The 20,035-nt window shown below is 31.3% G+C and carries 18 protein-coding genes and 1 tRNA gene; 11 read left to right on the top strand and 8 right to left on the bottom strand.

Annotated features, from left to right (window positions below; genetic code table 11):
- The first annotated feature begins 261 nt into the window (after positions 1 to 261).
- Together NRK67_09675 and NRK67_09680 are read left to right on the top strand one after the other, a co-directional pair.
- Positions 262 to 2,346: a BglG family transcription antiterminator gene (locus tag NRK67_09675; GenBank protein UUV19679.1), complete on the top strand. Its 2,085-nt coding sequence runs from the start codon at positions 262 to 264 to the stop codon at positions 2,344 to 2,346.
- Between the two features lie 20 nt (positions 2,347 to 2,366).
- Positions 2,367 to 3,344, top strand: a complete 978-nt coding sequence (locus tag NRK67_09680; protein UUV19680.1) for a class I mannose-6-phosphate isomerase — start codon at positions 2,367 to 2,369, stop codon at positions 3,342 to 3,344.
- Between the two features lie 61 nt (positions 3,345 to 3,405).
- Here the strand turns inward: NRK67_09680 and NRK67_09685 are convergent.
- Positions 3,406 to 3,493 (bottom strand) — tRNA-Ser (locus tag NRK67_09685).
- A gap of 176 nt (positions 3,494 to 3,669) precedes the next feature.
- The gene (gene recJ / locus NRK67_09690; GenBank protein UUV19681.1) at positions 3,670 to 6,240 is read right to left on the bottom strand and encodes a single-stranded-DNA-specific exonuclease RecJ; all 2,571 of its coding nucleotides are present in this window, start codon (positions 6,238 to 6,240) and stop codon (positions 3,670 to 3,672) included.
- Positions 6,241 to 6,446: 206 nt separating this feature from the next.
- Between recJ and NRK67_09695 the strand changes: the two genes are divergently transcribed.
- Positions 6,447 to 7,196, top strand: a complete 750-nt coding sequence (locus tag NRK67_09695; GenBank protein UUV19682.1) for a nitroreductase family protein — start codon at positions 6,447 to 6,449, stop codon at positions 7,194 to 7,196.
- Positions 7,197 to 7,283: 87 nt separating this feature from the next.
- On the opposite strand, the gene NRK67_09700 is transcribed toward NRK67_09695, so the two are convergent.
- The 6 genes from NRK67_09700 to NRK67_09725 form a co-directional block, all read right to left on the bottom strand.
- Positions 7,284 to 7,634, bottom strand: a complete 351-nt coding sequence (locus NRK67_09700; protein UUV19683.1) for a rhodanese-like domain-containing protein — start codon at positions 7,632 to 7,634, stop codon at positions 7,284 to 7,286.
- Positions 7,635 to 7,712: 78 nt separating this feature from the next.
- Complete coding sequence (locus NRK67_09705) at positions 7,713 to 8,000, bottom strand: metalloregulator ArsR/SmtB family transcription factor (protein ID UUV19684.1); 288 nt, start codon at positions 7,998 to 8,000, stop codon at positions 7,713 to 7,715.
- Between the two features lie 152 nt (positions 8,001 to 8,152).
- Positions 8,153 to 8,929 (bottom strand): ABC transporter permease, encoded by a 777-nt coding sequence (locus NRK67_09710; protein UUV19685.1) that lies wholly within the window; start codon positions 8,927 to 8,929, stop codon positions 8,153 to 8,155.
- A 4-nt stretch (positions 8,930 to 8,933) separates the two neighbouring features.
- A complete protein-coding gene (locus NRK67_09715) occupies positions 8,934 to 9,548 on the bottom strand; it encodes an ATP-binding cassette domain-containing protein (GenBank protein ID UUV19686.1) in 615 nt (204 codons plus the stop codon).
- Between the two features lie 12 nt (positions 9,549 to 9,560).
- The gene (locus tag NRK67_09720) at positions 9,561 to 9,863 is read right to left on the bottom strand and encodes a PadR family transcriptional regulator (protein ID UUV19687.1); all 303 of its coding nucleotides are present in this window, start codon (positions 9,861 to 9,863) and stop codon (positions 9,561 to 9,563) included.
- A gap of 122 nt (positions 9,864 to 9,985) precedes the next feature.
- Positions 9,986 to 11,851, bottom strand: a complete 1,866-nt coding sequence (locus tag NRK67_09725) for a transglycosylase SLT domain-containing protein (protein UUV19688.1) — start codon at positions 11,849 to 11,851, stop codon at positions 9,986 to 9,988.
- Between the two features lie 303 nt (positions 11,852 to 12,154).
- Here NRK67_09725 and mutL point away from each other — a divergent pair, with 303 nt between their 5' ends.
- From mutL to NRK67_09765, 8 genes are all read left to right on the top strand, one after another.
- On the top strand, positions 12,155 to 14,080 hold the full coding sequence (gene mutL, locus NRK67_09730; protein ID UUV19689.1) for a DNA mismatch repair endonuclease MutL: 1,926 nt from the start codon (positions 12,155 to 12,157) through the stop codon (positions 14,078 to 14,080).
- 133 nt (positions 14,081 to 14,213) lie between these two features.
- Positions 14,214 to 14,684: a 23S rRNA (pseudouridine(1915)-N(3))-methyltransferase RlmH gene (rlmH, locus tag NRK67_09735; GenBank protein ID UUV19690.1), complete on the top strand. Its 471-nt coding sequence runs from the start codon at positions 14,214 to 14,216 to the stop codon at positions 14,682 to 14,684.
- A 10-nt stretch (positions 14,685 to 14,694) separates the two neighbouring features.
- Positions 14,695 to 15,084, top strand: a complete 390-nt coding sequence (locus NRK67_09740) for a hypothetical protein (protein UUV19691.1) — start codon at positions 14,695 to 14,697, stop codon at positions 15,082 to 15,084.
- Positions 15,085 to 15,087: 3 nt separating this feature from the next.
- Positions 15,088 to 15,450: a DUF1934 domain-containing protein gene (locus NRK67_09745; GenBank protein UUV19692.1), complete on the top strand. Its 363-nt coding sequence runs from the start codon at positions 15,088 to 15,090 to the stop codon at positions 15,448 to 15,450.
- 84 nt (positions 15,451 to 15,534) lie between these two features.
- On the top strand, positions 15,535 to 17,079 hold the full coding sequence (locus tag NRK67_09750) for a tetratricopeptide repeat protein (protein ID UUV19693.1): 1,545 nt from the start codon (positions 15,535 to 15,537) through the stop codon (positions 17,077 to 17,079).
- Complete coding sequence (gene lysS, locus NRK67_09755; GenBank protein ID UUV19694.1) at positions 17,063 to 18,556, top strand: lysine--tRNA ligase; 1,494 nt, start codon at positions 17,063 to 17,065, stop codon at positions 18,554 to 18,556. The genes NRK67_09750 and lysS overlap by 17 nt, the downstream gene beginning before the upstream one ends.
- Positions 18,557 to 18,808: 252 nt before the next feature.
- The gene (locus tag NRK67_09760; protein UUV19695.1) at positions 18,809 to 19,234 is read left to right on the top strand and encodes an Rrf2 family transcriptional regulator; all 426 of its coding nucleotides are present in this window, start codon (positions 18,809 to 18,811) and stop codon (positions 19,232 to 19,234) included.
- 17 nt (positions 19,235 to 19,251) lie between these two features.
- Entirely contained in the window at positions 19,252 to 20,022 is a 771-nt protein-coding gene (locus tag NRK67_09765) for an amino acid ABC transporter substrate-binding protein (GenBank protein UUV19696.1), read from the top strand.
- Positions 20,023 to 20,035: the final 13 nt, after the last annotated feature.

A 20,035-nucleotide genomic window follows, 5' to 3' on the forward strand; every position in this document is an offset into this window, starting at 1 on the left:
AATCTTTTATGAAAAATTTATGGAATAAAATTAAAGGTATAGTTGTTTTTATTTTGAAAATATGGATTATAATATTATTATAGATGTGGGAAACCCTTATAATTGCTTGATTTAAAAAAAAATTAATATTTTAATTTAGAATGTGCACAATGAAAAATTTTACTATTAAATTTTTTTCTTTTTTTTTTGAATAAAATTTTGAAATGTATTTTTTTAATAATTTTTGTATAATTATAGTAATAAAACCGGAGGAGGAGGACGATGCTTAATAAAAGAATGCTTAATATTATTGAGTATTTAATCAATAATGAGGGGAAGGGAGTTCTAAAAGAGATGCTTGGTTCAATCGAAGTAAGCGAAAGAACTCTAAGGTACGATATAGACAAAATAAATGAATTTCTTTTAGAGAATCAGAGTGGAGAAATTATTAAAAGGTCTAAGGGGAAGATAGAACTATTAAATCCTCATGAAGTGAGAGAATATCTTATTATAAACTTTCATAGGATATTTTTTTTAGAATATAGAGACATATCCATATTAATATCAATAATTTTTTGTGGAAAGGTAAACATATCTCATATCTGTGAAAAATTTGATCTGAGCCGTCCTACGATAAACAATGATATGAAAGAAATAAAAAAAATGTTATCTAGATATAATTTACAGCTTATTATGAATAATAAGGAAGGATTTCTTCTCATAGGGAAGGAAGAGGACATTAGGAGGATACAATTAAAGGTGTTGAATAAGTACTTTAATGTAAATGGTTCAAACTCATTGGAAATTATTTATACGACTAGTTTAATTAAAGAAAATCTAAAGGATATTCAGGTAAATATTGCCAATAATTTTATTGATTACATCACTAAATCTATGAATAAAGTTATATCTGATGAAGCATACACTATTATCAGAAATTATATAATTATAATGGTAGTTCGGGTAAGGAATGGTTTTCTTCTAAAGAGTTCTTTAAATCAAAAGTTTTTATCTACAACAGATGAATTTTTAACAATTTCAAAAGCAATACCAGTATTAGAAGCTGGATATCAGATAAAATTAAATGAGTTTGAAATTTATAAAATTACAGATTATTTTTTAGGGAGCCATAGTTATAATCCCAAGATGTCTTTTTACGAAAATTGGATCGAAGTTGAAACCAATATAAAGAAGATAATAGGTGAAGTTAGTGATGAACTACAGTTAGATCTATCCAAAGATAAACTTTTAATGGACGGGCTTTTAAATCATATTAAACCTGCAATACACAGGGTAAAAAATAAAATAGAACTTAAAAATTCAATTTATTTTGAGGTTGTTGAGGAGTATCCGGAACTTTTTAGAAAAGTAAAAAAATCTATGATACTTTTAGAAAAATTTATTGGACTTCCATTTTCAGAAGATGAAATAGCTTACATAGTTTTGCATTTTAAAGGAGCGGTAGACAGAAATTTATATCAAAAAAAAGAAACTAAAGATATTTTATTGGTCTGTGGTGAAGGGTTGGGAACCTCTAAATTAGTAGAGCAGCAGTTGAAAGAAAATTATAATATAGATGTGGTTGAGAGTATCCCTCTAAATCAATTGAAAAACTTTATATCCAGTGGGAAGAAAAAGGTTGATCTTATAATTACCACGGTAAAAATTAATCAATTTGAGAGTGAGATACCGGTAATACATGTAAGAACTATCTTAAATACAGAGGAATTAAAAAAAATAGATAAGTATAATCTGCCTAAATACAATAAAAAAATTCTTTTATCTAATATATTAAACAGCTTAAAAAAAGGCGCTGTTATTGAAAATCAAAAAATTATTATAGAGGAACTTAAAGCTCATTTAGGAAATAAACTTATAGATGATATCAAAATAAAGGAATTATCAATATTGGATCTTCTTCCATTGAATAATATTAAATTAAACGTTAGAGCAGATTCATGGGAAGGAGCTATAAAAAAAGCAGCAGATATACTTTTTGAGGGAGGGTATACACATTACGGCCACGGAGAAGAAATGATAAGGCTGATAAAAAAACACGGTTCATATATTGTAGTTGTACCTAATTTGGCTATTCCCCATACAAATAAAAAATTTGTTAAAAAAACTGGAATGAGTCTGATAACTCTCAGTGAACCTGTTTATTTTCCGGGGAAAGTTCCTGTGAATACAATTTTGGCATTTTCTTCAGTAGATAATAAGGACCATTTTTCCGCTCTTTCTAATTTTTTAGAAATAGTTAAAAATTATGACTTTATAAAGAAAGCCCATAGGGCTTCTACACCTAAAAAAATAATAAAGATCTTTGAAAAATATGAATTTTTTATAAATTTAGGTAAGAATAAATAGAATTAAAAAAAGGAGAACTTATGGAAAAATTATATCCATTAAAATTTAAAAAAGTATTTAAAGAGAAAGTTTGGGGAGGGCGAAATTTTAGTGAAAAACTAAATATGGATCTGCCCCCAGAGAAGTTATACGGTGAATCCTGGGAGGTTAGTCCACATAAAAATGGGATGAGTGTTGTTGAAAACGGAAGGTTGGAAGGAAAGACTCTGGAGGAATTATTTTTAGATTATAAAGGTGAGTTGGTAGGAGAAAATATCTATTCTAAATATGGGAAAAAATTCCCGTTACTAATAAAATATCTGGATATAAACGACAGATTGTCTGTGCAGGTACATCCCGGTGATGAATATGCCATGAGGGTAGAGGGAGAATTTGGAAAATCTGAATCATGGTATATATTGGAAGCCAGTTTTGATGCTAAGTTGATCATGGGATTAAAAAGCGGGATAACTCCGGATATTTTTGCACGAAAAACCAAAAATAAAGATTTTGAAAATTTATTCAATGTTATTTCGGTAAAAAAAGGTGATTTTATAAATGTAACCCCCGGAATTATCCATGCAAGTCTGGAAGGAAGTATAGTAATATGTGAGGTACAGCAAAACTCAGATATGACCTATAGAATATATGATTTTGACAGATTAGTTGACGGGAAATTTCGTGAGCTTCATTTAGAAAAAGCTATGGAAGTGATAGATTATGGAAATACTCCTCAGATTTCTACTAATGAAACGAGAAAGAGTGTAAAGTTTGACGGAGGGTCAAAGCAGGAAATTGTCAGAGATAGATATTTTAATATAGATAAATTGTTAGTAGAGGATAGTCATAAAGATTTAGATGAGAATTCCTTTATGATCTACTCTATCTTAGAGGGAGAGGGAAACCTCAATTGTGATGGAGAAATCTATCCTATAAAAAAAGGCGATACATGGTATATTCCTCCTAAATTAGGAGTAACATTAGAGGGGAAATTAGAAATTTTGAAAACTTTTTTATAAAGTTAGTTTATATATAGATAAAAAAATGGCTTCCCATAGGGAAGCCTTAATTTTATATAAATGGCGATGAGAGAGGGATTCGAACCCTCGGTAGATTGCTCTACACATACGTTCCAGGCATGCGCCTTCGACCACTCGACCATCTCACCACTGCTCAACTATAATACTATATTCTATAGGATAAAGCAAGGGGAAATATTAATCAAAAATTATACTGAAAATATTACAATGTAATATTTTTTTGAAAAGATATCATGTATTTAATGAAAGACCTCCTATAAAATAGTGATCTCACAGAAGAATTTGTGATAAAAAATAATTTCTTTTAAAGAACTCTAAAAATATCATCGGTAGAATAGATCATCTCAAATTTATCTAAATTATCGATAATATGTACTTTTTTCTTAGTTGGCAGTTTTTTAGTGTAGTAGGTCTTGGTTTTATCATAACCTTTAACCAGCTCAAATTCCTCTAAAATACTTATATTTTTAGGTGAAGTTAAATCATCAACGATTTTAACAGCTCCGTCTACATGAACATCTTCTTTTGTGACAACCATAAAATCTCCTTGAACTTTGGTAACAGGGAGTTCATTGTAGAAGATATAGTAGTCATAGCCATCACAGTATCTATCTGAAATATTTAAAAATTCAGAAAAATAGTGGGGAAGGGAGTCCTTGGTTATAACTAAAGTTTTTTTATTGTGTAACTTATTCCAAAGTCCCATGGTATAAATTATAGTTTTCATCCCCCGGTTTCCTGAATAGATGACTGTAGGGTTTTCTTTTTTTCTAAAAACTGTCGATAAAACTTCTTTTTGCAGGGTGTTATAGTCCAAGTCTCCTAAGATAAAGGTTTTAATATCCTTTAATATCCCTCCAGCTTTAAAATGATTGGTTTTAAAATTATGATCATGATCTATGGTAATATGGATATTATAATTTTCCTCTTTTTTTATAATATCTGTAATTTTTACATTAAATTTAAAGTCGTAGTCATATGTTAAACTTTTTAATATACTTTCAGTCTGCTGGGGAAGGTATCCGACAATAGATCTTCCTGAATTTATAGTGATCCCGTTGGAATACTCAAGATATGTAGGAGAGTTGATATCTATATCTCTCTTGGTATAGATAACTTCTTTCATGGGAAATATGGTATCATACAGGTCGATACTTTCCTTCAATAGATTTTTTTCTGAGTTTCCTTCCCTGATATCTTCTACAAACATCTTCACATTAAACCTATCCATATATGTATCCACCTTTAATTTAAAGGCCACATCTACAGATTTCATCTCCATCAACCTTTCAAAGTGGTGGGAACTGCCGAACCAGACGCAGTTTTTTAAAGCAGTACCGTTGGCGGACACTGCATCAAACATGATGTGAGTTTTATCCTTCCCTATCAGTCTGACCCTGTCTAAGATAACATTTTTTACCTCAAAGAGAGGTGTTGCATTGCCAAAACCATAGGGCTCAGCTTTTTCCAATTCATTGTTAAAATCATATGTGAGTTTTGTAAAACTGATTTCCTTGTCGATCTTTATGGGTTTTTTATAATCTTCATCGGATAGTTTAGAACCTGCTTCTTTGTTTATCTTATCCCTGAATTCATCGACTCTGTCAGCATCTATGGAAAAACCTGCTGCTCCTGCGTGACCCCCATATTTAATAAATATCTCTCTCATAGAATTTAATCCCTCGATAATTGAATATCCCTCGATACTCCTGCATGAGGCTTTGGAAATACCGTCTTTTTCCTCCATGATTATAGTGGGCTTATAATATTTATCCACAATTTTAGAGGCTACAATCCCAACTACACCGTGATGAAATCCTACTCCAGAGACAACGATAACATTATCTTCATAGTATCTGTTTTTTTCAATATCAGCTTCTACTTTTTCTAAAATATCAGCCTGAACTTCTTTTCTTTCAGAGTTTTGTCCGATTAACTTTTTGGAGATCTCACGAGCTTCTACCATAGAATCACTGATGAGAAGTTTAACAGCCATCTTGGCATCCTCTAATCTGCCGGCAGCGTTAAAGATAGGTGCTATGATAAATCCTACATCATAGGTATTAAATTTTTTCTCCTCTAAATCGTCAAAGATAGTCTGGAGCAAGATCTGCAAACCTGAGTGATTGGTATGTTTTAACTGTTCTAATCCCAGTTTAGTAAAGATTCTGTTCTCTGCCTTTAGAGGGACTATATCGGCAATGGTACCGATGGCAACTATATCCAAATACTGGTAGATCTCCTCCTTCCTGCCTAAAGTTTCGTAGAGTCCCATCATCAGCATAAATGCAGTTCCTACACCGGCAAGATATTCAAATTTGTAGGAGTTATCCTCCCTTTTAGGGTTTACCACAGCATATGCAGGAGGTAAAATATTATTTATGTCGTGGTGATCGGTGATAATAACTTCTAATCCGATGGAGTTGGCATACTCTACCTCTTCTACAGACGAAACACCACAGTCTACAGTAATAACCAGGTCTCCTCCCTGTTCCCTGATGTGAGATAGAGATCCCTTGTTTAATCCGTATCCTTCATCCCTTAGGGGAATATAGTAATCCACCTTATAACCTAATTCTTTTAAGGCTAAATAACAAAGGGATGTAGAGGTTATTCCGTCTACATCGTAGTCACCATAGATAAATATTGTTTTTTCTGCTTTTCCTACTTCTATAATTTTATCTACAGATTTTTTCACATCGGAAAATTCAAAGGGTGAAACTATATTTTCTATCTTTGGGTGGATAAATTTTTCTATCTTTTCATGGGTATCTATCCCACGGTTAATCATGATATTAAGAAAATCTTTACTGAGTCCCAGGGACTCAAATTGTTTTGTATTATGTATATCTTTATGTAACCATCTTGTTTCCATATATATTCCTCCAAACTCTCTCTAAATTCAAAATATTCGGCACAGATTATGCGGATTTAAAGTTTTTTTTTATAACTGAAAATACCGGGGAAAGAACTGTAACCATGAATTATTATTTTATAACTATATATTACCATAATTATTTTTTTTTGTTATGAGAATAAAAAGTCGTAAACTTATAATAGAATAAAAAATGGAGGTAAGATATGAATGAAACTTTGAAAACTATAAATAACAGAGTATCCCTGAGATGGTATGACAAGAAAAAGATATCAACCGAACATATGGACAAAATAATAGAATCGGCAATCAATGCTCCCACAGCTGGAAATATGGTCATGTATTCAATTATTCATATCCAAAATAAGGAAACTATGGCTAAATTAGCAGTATCCTGTGATGATCAGCCTTTTATAAAAGCAGCTTCCGATATACTTATCTTTGTAGCTGACTTTAAAAAATGGAATGATTATTTCAAAGATGAAGGTATGTATAAAGAGGGGAATAGAAAGATTGGTAAAGCAGAGATGATATTAGCATTTGAGGATGCAATGATTGCCTCTGAGAATGCAGTAATTGCAGGAGAAAGCTTAAATATAGGAAGTTGCTATATAGGTGATATATTAGAAAATTGTGAGTATCACAAGGAATTATTAAATCTACCTGAATATACTATCCCAATTGGAATGCTAACCTTTGGGTATTATCCGGAAGATTATAAAAGAATAAAAAGAAGAAGATTTGATAAAGAGTTTGTGGTGTTCAAAGAGAAGTATAAAGAATTTGATAAAGAAGAAATAAAAGCTATGTTTAAATTAAAAGAAGATGAATTTAATTCAAAAGAATCAAATAAAGGTAAGAGGTTTGTAGAGGCTTTTTATAATAGAAAAACAAATTCAGATTTTATGAAAAACTTTGAAAGTTCAGTAGATAAATGGTTTAAAAATTGGAAATAAAAAAAAGATTACTTCTATGTATTAATACATAGAAGTAATCTTTTTTACTAAACGCATAGGTCTCCTACCAGGAGATGATTTCTATCCTCATGTAGAGCAACTATTAAAAGCTTTGAGGCCACCCTTAAGACTTTTCATAGATTTAAATCCATTTTTTTCCATAGTAATGCAAGCACCCCTAGCGTAATTTCCACGGGTACATACAACTACATAAGTTTTATTTTTATCCAATTTTTTTATTTCACTTTCAAAGTTTTTATCTTCATAATCTATCATGATAGCATCTTCAACTAACGAAGGAACGGCGATTATCTCCTTTGGAGTTCTGACATCTAAGACTATTGTGTTGTCACTTTCTAATAATTTCAAAGCTTCGTCTTTTGAGATGTCGAATGCTTTCCCTTTTTTTCCGAATCTTAAACCTAAGATTTTTAACATAGGTCAATTACCAGTTTTAATTTTATCTATAATATTCATGACTTCCACTCCCTTTATCTATAGTTTTTATTTATTTTTTTACAAAAAAAGAACTTCGATGATTTTTATTATCTTTTCATTGGAGATGGAATAATAAACTTCTAATCCCTTTCTTTCCCCTTTTATAATTTTTTCAGCCTTTAATTTAGATAAGTGCTGCGATATGGTAGATTGTGGTGCCTCTAGACAATGTTGCATTTGAGTTACATTGGCTTTTTTTGCTGCAATTAAATTTTTTACTATGCATAACCTTATAGGATGAGATAGAGCTTTTAAGACACTAGCTTTATTTTCAAATAATTCTGGATCATCTTTGTAATATAACAAATTGTACCTCCTGTATAAAATTCATTTATTTGTATATTCGAATAATACGATTTAATTGACTATATGTCAAGTAATTATTAAAAAAACACAAAATATATACTTGACCTCAAGTATATATTTTGCGTCTGAATAGATAATCTTAAGTTTGATGTTCATCTAAACACATCTTTCTTTAACCTGCTAAATCGGTCAAAGGCAATTTTATTTATAGCAAAGGTTGTGAATAACAGAGATAAACCCCTGATACAAAAGATTGCAAGCATGATACTTATCTGGTATTTAATAGCTGTAAAGGGAGAAGCTCCTGCTAAAATTTGCCCTGTCATCATCCCTGGCAGAGCCACCAACCCGATGGTAGCCATATTTGCAAGACTAGGCTGGAGGGATGAGATGATAGATCTCCTGTAAAACTCCCGAAGTGCCTCAAACTTTGTGGCTCCCATGGAAAGAAGGTAAAAATATGAATCTTCTCCGTCCTTTATTTGGGTGAAAAAGTTATTTAAAAATATAATCTGTCCCTGCAATAAATTCCCCAATAGCATTCCGCTGACAGGGATGATATATCTGGATTCAAAAAAATTAATGTCGTGTAAAATTATAAATTGATATAGGGTATAGATTATAACCCACGATAAAAATATAGACCCAAACAGAGGTAAGATAAACTTCTTATAGTTTAATTTAACTACATCTATTGTGGAGATAGATGCAACTAAAACCATAATAAGGATATAGATGAAGTTTACAGCCCAGTTATTAAATTTAAAGATATATTCCAGGTAGACACCTACTAAAAATAACTGGAGAATCATTCTCCCAATGGAGGTGAAAGCCCTTTTTAGAAGGTTTACTCTGAAAAATCTCAAACCTAAAATCAATAAAAAAAGCGGTATCAAAAGTAAGAAAATATTCAAAAAAGATATATTCATAAGATCACCATCCCACTACTTCAAACTCGTCATAATCCAGCCATTGGTTGTCATGGGAGGAAATTATAACTGTTTTATTTAAATCTTTTATGATTTCGATAACTTTTATTTTTAAATCATGATCTAGTCCGGAAGTAACCTCATCTAGGAGGAGAATCTCCCTATCTAAAAGTAAAACTAATATAAGTGCAATTCTCTGTTTTTCTCCTCCAGATAAAAGTGAAGGGGATTTTTTTAATATACTTTTATCCAGATCAAAATTTTCAAGGAGTTTATAGAGAGCAGAATTAGATAACTGAATGCCCTTGTTTTTCTGAAATGAAAATACAAGCTCTATGTATTTTTCTACACTTTCTTCGGTAAAGAAGATATTCTGTCCGATGTAGGCAAATTTTTGACGAAGGGTGTCTATATTATTCTGTCCTAAAATTTCTCCATCTATAAGAATTCTGCCGCTGTTCACAGGGATATATCCCATAATTACTTTTAGGAGAGTACTTTTCCCGGCTCCAGAAGGCATCTTAAGGAGAATTTTTTTATTTTTCTCAATGTTTAAATTTAAATTTATAAAGATTGACTGCTGTTTTAATTTTAAATTTATCTGCTCTAACTTTATCATAAAATAACCTCCCTACATATTTTTGCTCAATTCACGGACTTTTTCTTCACCCTTCTTCAGAACTATCTTACCCAGATCTGTAGTAGTGTAATATTTCCTGATCTTTCCTTCTACTTTTTTTTCCTCTAAAAAGAGAAGACCGTCTCTGCACATATTTTTTAAAAGGGGATAGATGGTTCCCGAGCTCATATTGTAACCATGCTCTTTCAGATGATCCATAAGCCATACCCCGTAGATGGGTTTTTTACTGCCATGCCTGAGGATATGCAGCTGGATAAACCCTAAAAATAACTTTCTTAATACTTTTTCTTCCATAATCCCTCCTAATATCGATGATTGATATCGAATACCGATATTAGAGTTTAACCCGGGAATTTTACTTTGTCAAGGGGAGTGGAATAAAAAAAATCCTCCCCTTTCAGGAAAGATTTTTTTCTTTAGTCTTTATAGAGACTTTTATATTTATAATAGTTGGTAATAACTCTTTTTATGAATCTTTGTGAATCTGAATATGGTATCTGCTCCACATCTATATCTCCGTTTTTATCTAATTTCCAATTGGAGATCAGTTCTTCTCCATCATGAAAACCAGCGATGGTCAGGCTGATATTATCATCGGAATTAGATAGAAGGTATTCTAGATGCCTGACTCCAATACTGATGTTTACTTCAGGGTCTAAAAGTTTTTTAGTGGTTATATCAGGGTCATATAGTTTAGCTGTTTTAAGATCTAACTGCATAAGTCCGAAATAAGTACTTTTAAAAATCAGGTTTGAATCAAACTTACTTCCCTCCTTAATAAGACTGAAGATAAGTGCTTCCTCTACATCATATTTTTTACTGTATTTTTTTACCAGATCACCATAATATCTGGGATATAGGTAGGGATAAAGATTTGAATATTTAGAAAACTCTTCCTCCGCAGAGAGGGAAGATTTCATAGCCAGATCATACAGTTTAATTTTTTCTAAATAAGATGTTTTGATAAAAGTTTCAAAGATCTTATCTTTAGAAAAATTAAGGGTATCGGATTCAATAATTAACAGCTGTGGATCACCTAAGACAGCTAGCTGATCTAAGACAGCTAAGGAATCTTTGTAGAAACGTTTCTTATAATCTACAGGGTATTCCTCCAACACTCTGGTGGTTTTGGTGATATTGAAAGCTACTTGATAGTAGTAGGAGTTCAGGTTGTGTTTGATTATCCAGTTTAAATAATTAGGGTTTTTACTTTCATTATAGAGCATATTCCTGTAATAACCGGCCAAGTTGGAATTTGGATAGGCCTGTATATACTTGATTGCAGATTCCTTAAATAGATCCATCTGAGATGAGTTAAAATAAGATCTGGTCAATAGTTCATGAGCCTTGTCATTATTTAATTTTTTACTCCATAGGATAGATTCCTGGTAATTTTCCAAAATAAAATAAATTCTCCCGATGGAATAGATGGATCTTTCCAGATATGGAGATTTATCCACTAATTTATATTTTTCTATAGCCTCCAATGGTTTATTGGATTTTTTTAAGGCATTTCCCCAGAAATAATAGTAATCTGAATCTGTATTCCCCGAACTGAATTGATTTTTTATGAGCTCTATCATAAGATCATATTGGTCTGCTTCTTCTAAGATATTAAGGGTGCCAATAACGATATCTTTATTGTTAGAGGAATAATTAATTGATTTTTTATAAGCTTTATAAAACTCTAAAAAGAGTCCCTTTGAATATAGGTAGTGTCCTATCATCTTGAGATCATCGCTTTTTAGTTTGTCTATATTTTTATAGTTATTTTTGTATTTTATCTCCAAAATATAGTTGTAATAAGAATCTTTGGAGGCCAGGATATTAAGCGCTTTTTTTTCAAAGGGCTCTAAATCAGGGGAATAATAATCCTTTATAAGGGTCAGATACTGGTAGTGTGCATTGGTAAAATATCCTAAACGAGAATAGATCTCACCCAGATAAAATCCACGTTTGAATTCAAAATAATTGGATTTTTTAAATCCTAAAAAATTTAAATATTTAGGGGTATAGATAGATGACTCTAAATATTTAAGGGCATTTTTCATCTCCCCGATCTCGTAGTAGTTCATGGCGATATAGTAATCAGGGTAGTGAGAGTTAACTAGTTTAGAGTCTTTATAGATCTCTACAAAATTTTCAAATTCTATTTTTGCCTGATCAAAATTTCCGTTGAGATAATGATTCTTTGCCTGGATAAAGGCTCTATACCCTCCTATATCATCTGAGGGGAATAGAGTGGTAAAAATAAATATATATAGTAAGATAATTTTTTTCATGAAAATCTCCTTTTTAATTAATATTTGAATTTTTAAGTTATTCATTCTTTTATTTGGCATTTCCGAACCTTCAATGGCCGGAAAATATCACTAAACATATTGAATATCAATTAGAGTATACCATAAAAGTAGTTGATATAGAGTAGGCAATAAAAAGTAGTCGATTTTTTTAGTTTTAAGGGTCAAAAATAGGGTATAATAAGTTAAATAAAAAAATGAAATCATTAAACTAAAAAAGAAATAGTCAGAATTTTATAATTTTGCTATAATATTAAGGCTATTTTTTAGAAGGGGTAATATTATATGAGTAGGATAAGAATACTAGATGAAAGTGTATCTAATATAATCGCAGCAGGAGAAGTAGTTGAGAATCCAGCCAGCATGATAAAGGAACTGATAGAAAACTCCTTAGATGCATCGGCAGGATCTATTAGAATAGAGGTAAAAAATAATGGTCGAGATGTAAGGCTTGTTGATACAGGGATGGGAATGGGAAAGGAAGACCTGTTTTTATGTGTGGAGAGACATGCTACTAGTAAGATTAAAGATAAAAGGGATATCTTTAATCTTACTAGCTATGGATTCAGAGGTGAAGCCCTGGCTTCTATCGGGTCTATATCCAAGATGATTATTTCAAGTAAAACCGATGATTCTAAAGTCGGGCATAAGATAAATTTAAATGCCGGTAAGATTACTAAATATGAAGAAATATCTAGAGCAGGAGGGACAGAGATAGTTATTAAAGATCTGTTTTTTAATACTCCAGCAAGACTTAAATTTTTGAGAAAAAAATCTACTGAATATGCACGGATAAGGGAGATTGTTTTAAAGGAAGCTCTATACAACACCGAGGTTTCATTTTCTTTACTTTTAGATGGAAGGGAAGTGGTGAAGACCAGCGGTCGTGGGATAGAAAATACAATCGTAGAACTGTTCGGCAGAAATACATTAAAAAATTCAACAAAATTTTCTTTGGGATATTGGGGAAATATGAACCTCCTAAAATCTAATAAAGATTCTATATATACCTATGTAAATGGCAGATATGTCAAATCTAAAACTATTGAAAAAGCAGTTTTAGACGCTTATTATACTAAATTGGTTAAGGGAAAATATCCCTTTACAATAATATTTTTTAATGTTTCACCTGACTTAGTTGATGTCAATGTTCACCCATCTAAAAAGATCATTAAATTTGTGGATGAAGATGGTGTATACAAGGAAATATTAGATCAGTTGACCGATGCTATCTATAGGGATGACAGGAAGAATTCGATCTCTTTAAAGATTGAGGAGGATGTAGATGAAAGTCCGGAAAAGAATAACCTTTTGGATTTTCAGGAGTTGGAAAACTTAATAACTCCTACAGTCAATAAAGTTATAAAAACAGAACAGCCTGTCCTTATCAAAGAGGAAAAATTAGAGAATAAGGTAACTGAGAGGATTGCTAAAGCTAATAGGTATAGCCAAAAATATGAGGAAACTCTTCCTTCAGATCTTTCTCCTTTGGAAATAAAGGAGAGTAAGATTGAAGGTGAAGATAAGAAAATTGAGAGTAGAGAAGATGAAGTTGTTCCAGAGAGAGGGAATAAATCCATTGAGATTGAAAAGATCCTTAAGGCTGAAATACAGGATGATGAAGACTATAAAGATCTAGAGAAAGAAAAAGAGATCAAAATTGACTACAGGGTTTTAGCCCAGCTTCATGATATGTATATCCTGGTTGAAACAGAGGAAGAATTAGAGATCTATGATCAACATATTGTCCATGAAAGGATCCTATATGAAAGGTTGAAAGAGAAGCATTATAACAAAAAAATATCTGTACAAAACTTATTAGTTCCTATAAAATTAGAGTTAAATGGTTATGAAACTGAGATTGTAAGGGGAAATTTAGAGTTATTTAGTGAATTTGGATTCGAAGTAGAGGAATTTTGTGACAACGAAATTTTAATCAGAGGAGTCCCTATATTTAACTTTAGAGTCAGTGTAGAAGATACATTCAGACACCTTTTAGAAAATTTAGGAGGCAATGACCCAAGGGAAAAAGTTATTATATCCATGTCTTGTAGAAATGCTATAAAGGCAGGTGAAAAGCTGACTTTAGAGGAGATGGAAACCTTGATATCAGATCTTCACAAGGTAGGAAAATATACTTGTCCCCACGGAAGACCTATAATATTAAAGATGACTTTTGATGAGATGAATAAAAAGTTTAATAGAAAATAATATTTTTGGAAAAAAAAGAGCTGTTTGACGTCTAAAGAATAGTGAAAGATAAAAAAGAAAAATTAAGATAGGAAAATTTACATTTTTTGTGTAGAATTAATTAGGGACAAAGATCTTGAGTAAGGAGATAAAGATGGTAAATGTAAACATTGTTTGCGTAGGAAAGGTAAAAGAAAAGTATATCAATATGGGAATAGATGAATTTACTAAAAGGTTGTCTGCCTATGCAAGATTAAAAGTTATTGAATTAAAGGAAGATGGAAACGATAAAAATAGAAATCAATCTATGGAGAAGGAAGCCAAACAAATAATAGAGACGATCTCTAAAAATAAAGGGTATTCTATCCTTATGGATATTGGTGGAAAAAAGTTTTCATCAGAAGAGATGGCTAAAAAAATAGAACAAATAACAGTCAACGGGAACAGTACAATTAACTTTATTATTGGAGGATCTTACGGAGTTACAAAGGAAGTCAGAAATGCCGTAGATCTAAGGATGAGTTTTTCAGACCTGACATTTCCTCATCAATTGATGAGACTTATATTGTTTGAGCAGGTTTATCGTTGGTTTAGTATATTAGGAAATAGTAAATATCATAAGTGAGGTGGGAAAAATGTATGCTGTTGGAGAAAATTTTGAATATATGATAGAGGATGAAGAATATGACATATCTGTAGTAGGAGATATAATGATGTTCGGAGATGAATATTTAATCGGAGAAGACCTAGATGGGAAAAGGTATGTTTTTATATATAGAGAAGACGAAGAAATGGTAGAATTAGTGGATGAAGAGGATGAAGCATCAGATATCTTAGATAACTGGGAAGATGAGTATTATGCCGGTGGAACAAATATCGGTGACTGGGATGATGATTCTTATTACGAGAGAGAAGACAAAATAACTACAGGTTCAGAGGATACAGTAGAGTATTTTGAAGATGAAGATTATTCTGAAATTGAAGAAGATGTAGATTCATTTATATCCGGCTTAATGGGAGACTAGAAGATGAAATTAAGGATAAGAACAACAGATAGTTTTGGAGAAAATTATGATGCTACCTTTGATGCGACTAAAGAAGAGAATAAACTAGGTATTAAATACACATATGCCGATGAATATGCAAAGGTAAAAATATTTATCTTAAAGGACAAGATGCAGATAGTAAGAGATGGAGATATAAAGAGTAATAAACTCTTGAAAAAAAATCAAAAGACAAGTTTCTCTTACAGGGCGTCATATATGAATAGAAATTTTGAAATTTTTACGAAGTCTCTAATCATAGAAGAAAAAAAGATCAGTGCTGTATATTCTATAATTGAAGAAAATTCAGTTGTGAATGAATTGACACTAAAGATAGATGAACTATAATTTATGGTAAAAATATAAAAAATTTGATATAATAGAGCAAGAGATTGCTCTATTTTTATTTAAAATTAACCTTTGGAGGATGAGATGAAAAAATTAATATTATTTATGACCATCTTATTGGGGGTTAATATAGGATCTTATAGTGCTGTAAACAGTTCAGAGGAGATCGATGAAGTTAATAAAAAAATAATTAAAGAACTATCTTTATTCTATGGAGGATATGAAAAAATATATTCCCTTGGGATAGATAAACAAAATATTAATTTCCTTTTAGGAGAAGTAGAACCTAAGGGAGCTAAAAAGATTGAATATGACTTTCAGAGCATTCCAAATGGAAAGGAAATAAATCTGGCTTTAGATGAAAAAATTGAACTTAAAAATATATCTGAGATAAAAAAACTAAAAGTAGTGGGAAAGACCTATAAAAATTCCCTTGTAGACCTAAAAAAAGAGGGGGGGAATCTGAGCATTACCTTTTCTAGTATAGGAGAATATAAGATATCTTTTACAGAAAAAAATCAAGAGACTAAAGAGATAATTTTTAAGAAAGTGTCAAAATATCAGCCATATCCTGAAGACATAGAGAATAATATAGAGGACTCCTACAACGACGGGGATTTTAAATTCTTAAATAAAAACTTATTGCTTTTAGAAACTTTTTTCCCGGATTCAGAGGAGATAGAAAAGGGCCTTTTCTATGCTTTGGAATTAAATGAGAAGAATAAAAACTACCATATGGTGAGAAATATCTCAAAAGTATTGGTAAGTAAATATAGATTAGATGATGAGAAGAAGGCAGAGATAATAAAGATATACCTGAATGCCCTGAAAGAATTAGGCGAAACAGAGGAATATCTTAAGTTTTTAGAAAAATTATCTACATACGATAAAAAATATGAATTGGAGTACTTAGATGCTTCTATAAATTATAAAAATTATAGTTCAGGAGCTGTTAAACTAGCTGAGACTAAAATCTTAACTGAACCTGCTCCAAAGGTATTGGATTATTTAGGAGATTACCACTACCAGTTAAAAGATTACAATAAAGCGATAACCTATTATAAAACGAGTAAAAATTTAGAAAAATTAGCTCTCATATATCTGGAAACAGATGATAAGAATAGCTACGAAATTCTAAAATCAGAGGTAACTTCTGAACAACTGGATAAAATTAAAGAAATAGAAATAAAATATTTAGACAGGAAAAAACTTGAAAAATATATTGGAACTGCTGAAAAATATACCCAGGAGGGAAGACTTCAGGAAGCTGAACTTTACTATAAGCGGTCTCTAAAAAAAGATATATCACCTGAATTAAAAAATAATATCTACTATAAATTGGCAGATCTGTATTATAATTTAAATGAATTGGAATTGGCAGAAAAAAACTTGAAATTAATAGATATTAAAGTTTTAGATGACGAGTTTTTCGGAGATTATTATTATTTAGGCGGGATGATCTATTATAACTTAGAAAACTACGATGAAAGTTCTAAATATTTTAAAACATTGATTAAGAAATTTCCAAACACTACCCTTAGTAATAGGGGAAGGATATATATATTAAAAATAGAAAAATTAAATAAAAATAAATTAGAGAAAGAGGTAGAGAATGAATCAAACAGTTGAAAACAATGACCACATTGTCCAAGACAAGTGGAACAAGGTAGAAGAGATCAAAGCAATGGGAATCGAACCATTCGGTAGAAAGTACAGTAAGTTAAATATGGTAGAAGATATTATAAATTCAGAGGTTGAATTTGATAAAGATCCTGAAAATTATAATGAAATATTCCAAACTGCAGGAAGAATAATGGCATTTAGACCAGCAGGGAAAAAAGCAGTATTTGGTCATATTGAAGACCAAACTGGAAGAATCCAATTTTATATCAGAAAAGATGTAGTTGGAGATGAAGCATTTGAAGTAATCAGTAAAATTGGAACTGGAGATTTTATTGGAATCAAAGGTGGAGTATTTAAAACAGGTAAGGGAGAATTCACTCTAAGAGCAGTTGAATTTGAATTTTTATCTAAAAATATCAAACCATTACCAGATAAATTCCACGGTTTAACAGACGTAGAAACTAGATACAGACAAAGATATGTAGACCTTATCATGAACAGAGATGTAAAGGAAACATTTATAACTAGAACAAAAATAGTTAGTTTTATAAGATCATTCCTAACTAAGAAAGATTTCTTAGAAGTAGAAACTCCTATCATGCATCCAATCGTTGGTGGAGCTTCGGCAAAACCATTCGTAACACACCATAACGCTTTAGATATGGAATTATACTTAAGAATAGCTCCGGAATTATACCTAAAAAGGTTAATTGTTGGTGGATTTGACAAGGTATTTGAAATCAATAGAAGTTTTAGAAATGAAGGAATATCTACTAGACATAACCCTGAATTTACAATGATGGAATTATACCAGGCATATGCTGACTTTGAAGATATAATGGATCTTACAGAAGAGATCATCACAAACACTGCAAAAGAAGTACTTGGAACAACTGATGTTGTATATAATGGTAAGGAAATAAAATTAGAAGGGTTTAAAAGAATACACATGGTTGACATAATTAAAGATGTTACAGGTGTAGACTTCTGGCCTGAGATGAGTGTAGAAGCTGCCAAGGAATTAGCTGAAGCAAATGAAGTACACTTAGCTCCTCATATGGATACAGTAGGACATATCATCAATGAATTCTTCGAGCAAAAATGTGAGGATACAATAGTACAACCTACATTTGTAATGGGGCATCCAGTAGAGATCTCTCCATTAGCTAAGAGAACAAAAGATGATGGTAGATTTACAGATAGATTTGAGTTATTTATCGATGCAAGGGAATATGGAAACGCATTCTCTGAGTTAAATGACCCAGCTGATCAAAAATCAAGATTTATGGACCAGGTAGCAGAAGCTACAAAGGGTAATGAAGAAGCTAATGCAGTGGTAGATGAAGATTATATCAACGCATTGGAATACGGTCTTCCACCAACAGGAGGATTAGGAATAGGTATCGATAGATTGGTAATGTTATTAACAGGAGCTGAATCTATTAGAGACGTATTATTATTCCCACACATGAGAAAAAAATAGACTCCTACTTCTATGGTTTTTATAACCTGGGCAGGAATCAAAATTATAAATTATAATATGAAAGGGCATAGAGAGATCTATGTCCTTTTTGTTTGAAAAAATCTTAATTTTATAGGGCTAATTGAGGTTGTTTGAAAAACTTTATCAAATAGGTAAGAAATAATTGTTGACAGGGCTAGTAACCTATGGTATTATCATTTTATAGATAATTACTTAATTCCTATGTATTAAGTGTATTTTAGGAGGGGAAAGATGACAACAACTAAAAAAAGTAAATATGGATTGAGAGCTTTGGTATATATGGCATGTAATCCAGAAAGAAAATTTAGTGTTAAGGAGATATCTGAAAAAGAGGATATTTCTAAGAGGTACTTAGAGCAAATATTTTTAACTTTAAAAAAAGCAGGACTAATAATAAGCAGTAAGGGAGCTCAGGGAGGGTATGTTTTGGCCAGGTCTCCAAAGGAAATAAATGTTGGAGATATCTTAAATATATTGGAAGATACTCAGGAATCACCCTGTTGTAGCAGCTATGATTTAGAAGCTTTAGAATCTGTCTTGGAAAAAGAAGTATGGGAAAAGATAGATGATAAAATAAAAGAATTAACCAAAAATATAAGTTTAGAAAGCTTAAAAGATAAATACAATGACGGCCGTACAGATATTTATTATATATGATTAAATAGGAGGAAATTATGAACAGATTTAAAATTTTATTATTGGGAATATTATTAGGAACTTTATTTATAGCATGTGGAAAGGAAGAGTCTAAAAAAGAGGTTATCAGAGTAGGAACTTCTGGGGGATACTATCCATTTACTTATACAGAAAATGATGAACTTAAGGGTTTTGATATAGATGTCTGGAATGAAATAGGGAAGAGACTGGGGAAAGATATAGAGTTTAAACAGGCTAAATTTAGTGGTTTATTTGGAATGCTGGATACAGGAAAGATAGATACAATATCTAATCAAATTACCATTACAGATAAAAGACTGGAAAAATATAACTTCTCAGTTCCATATGTTTATTCTGGAGCGCAATTCTTTGTGGCTAAAGGAAATCCAAAAGGAATAACAGGAATAGAAGATCTGGCAGGTAGAAGAGTTGCCACTGAAGTAGGAACAAACTATGAAGAGATAGTCAGAGAACTATCTAAAAAAATAGATTTTGAAACTGTTGTTTATAATTCAGGAAGTTTAGTTAAAGATGTAGAGTTAGGAAGAGTTGATACATTTATGATGGATAAGGTGTCTATCATAGAGCTGATCAAGAAAAATGATCTTCAAATTGAACTATTAGATAAACCGGCTAAATATATAGCTAATGCTTTTCCTTTTGTAAAGAGAGAAAAAAGTGAAACTATGATGAAAGAGGTCAATGATACTTTAGATGAGATGAGAGCCGACGGAACTCTTGTAGAGATCTCTAATAAGTATTTTGGGATGGATATAACTTCAAATTAATTTAAAATTAATT

The sequence above is a fragment of the Fusobacteria bacterium ZRK30 genome (assembly GCA_024628785.1).
In the GTDB taxonomy this organism is placed as follows: Bacteria; Fusobacteriota; Fusobacteriia; order Fusobacteriales; family Fusobacteriaceae; genus Psychrilyobacter.

What these genes read in the sequence shown, in the direction of transcription:
- NRK67_09750 (UUV19693.1), top strand. Translation starts at nt 15,535, where the DNA reads ATGAAAAAATTAATATTATTTATGACCATCTTATTGGGGGTTAATATA.
- NRK67_09675 (UUV19679.1), top strand. Translation starts at nt 262, where the DNA reads ATGCTTAATAAAAGAATGCTTAATATTATTGAGTATTTAATCAATAAT.
- NRK67_09700 (UUV19683.1), bottom strand. Translation starts at nt 7,634, where the DNA reads ATGTTAAAAATCTTAGGTTTAAGATTCGGAAAAAAAGGGAAAGCATTC.
- mutL (UUV19689.1), top strand. Translation starts at nt 12,155, where the DNA reads ATGAGTAGGATAAGAATACTAGATGAAAGTGTATCTAATATAATCGCA.
- NRK67_09725 (UUV19688.1), bottom strand. Translation starts at nt 11,851, where the DNA reads ATGAAAAAAATTATCTTACTATATATATTTATTTTTACCACTCTATTC.
- NRK67_09765 (UUV19696.1), top strand. Translation starts at nt 19,252, where the DNA reads ATGAACAGATTTAAAATTTTATTATTGGGAATATTATTAGGAACTTTA.
- rlmH (UUV19690.1), top strand. Translation starts at nt 14,214, where the DNA reads ATGGTAAATGTAAACATTGTTTGCGTAGGAAAGGTAAAAGAAAAGTAT.
- NRK67_09720 (UUV19687.1), bottom strand. Translation starts at nt 9,863, where the DNA reads ATGGAAGAAAAAGTATTAAGAAAGTTATTTTTAGGGTTTATCCAGCTG.
- NRK67_09740 (UUV19691.1), top strand. Translation starts at nt 14,695, where the DNA reads ATGTATGCTGTTGGAGAAAATTTTGAATATATGATAGAGGATGAAGAA.
- NRK67_09715 (UUV19686.1), bottom strand. Translation starts at nt 9,548, where the DNA reads ATGATAAAGTTAGAGCAGATAAATTTAAAATTAAAACAGCAGTCAATC.
- NRK67_09680 (UUV19680.1), top strand. Translation starts at nt 2,367, where the DNA reads ATGGAAAAATTATATCCATTAAAATTTAAAAAAGTATTTAAAGAGAAA.
- recJ (UUV19681.1), bottom strand. Translation starts at nt 6,240, where the DNA reads ATGGAAACAAGATGGTTACATAAAGATATACATAATACAAAACAATTT.
- NRK67_09760 (UUV19695.1), top strand. Translation starts at nt 18,809, where the DNA reads ATGACAACAACTAAAAAAAGTAAATATGGATTGAGAGCTTTGGTATAT.
- lysS (UUV19694.1), top strand. Translation starts at nt 17,063, where the DNA reads ATGAATCAAACAGTTGAAAACAATGACCACATTGTCCAAGACAAGTGG.
- NRK67_09710 (UUV19685.1), bottom strand. Translation starts at nt 8,929, where the DNA reads ATGAATATATCTTTTTTGAATATTTTCTTACTTTTGATACCGCTTTTT.
- NRK67_09745 (UUV19692.1), top strand. Translation starts at nt 15,088, where the DNA reads ATGAAATTAAGGATAAGAACAACAGATAGTTTTGGAGAAAATTATGAT.
- NRK67_09695 (UUV19682.1), top strand. Translation starts at nt 6,447, where the DNA reads ATGAATGAAACTTTGAAAACTATAAATAACAGAGTATCCCTGAGATGG.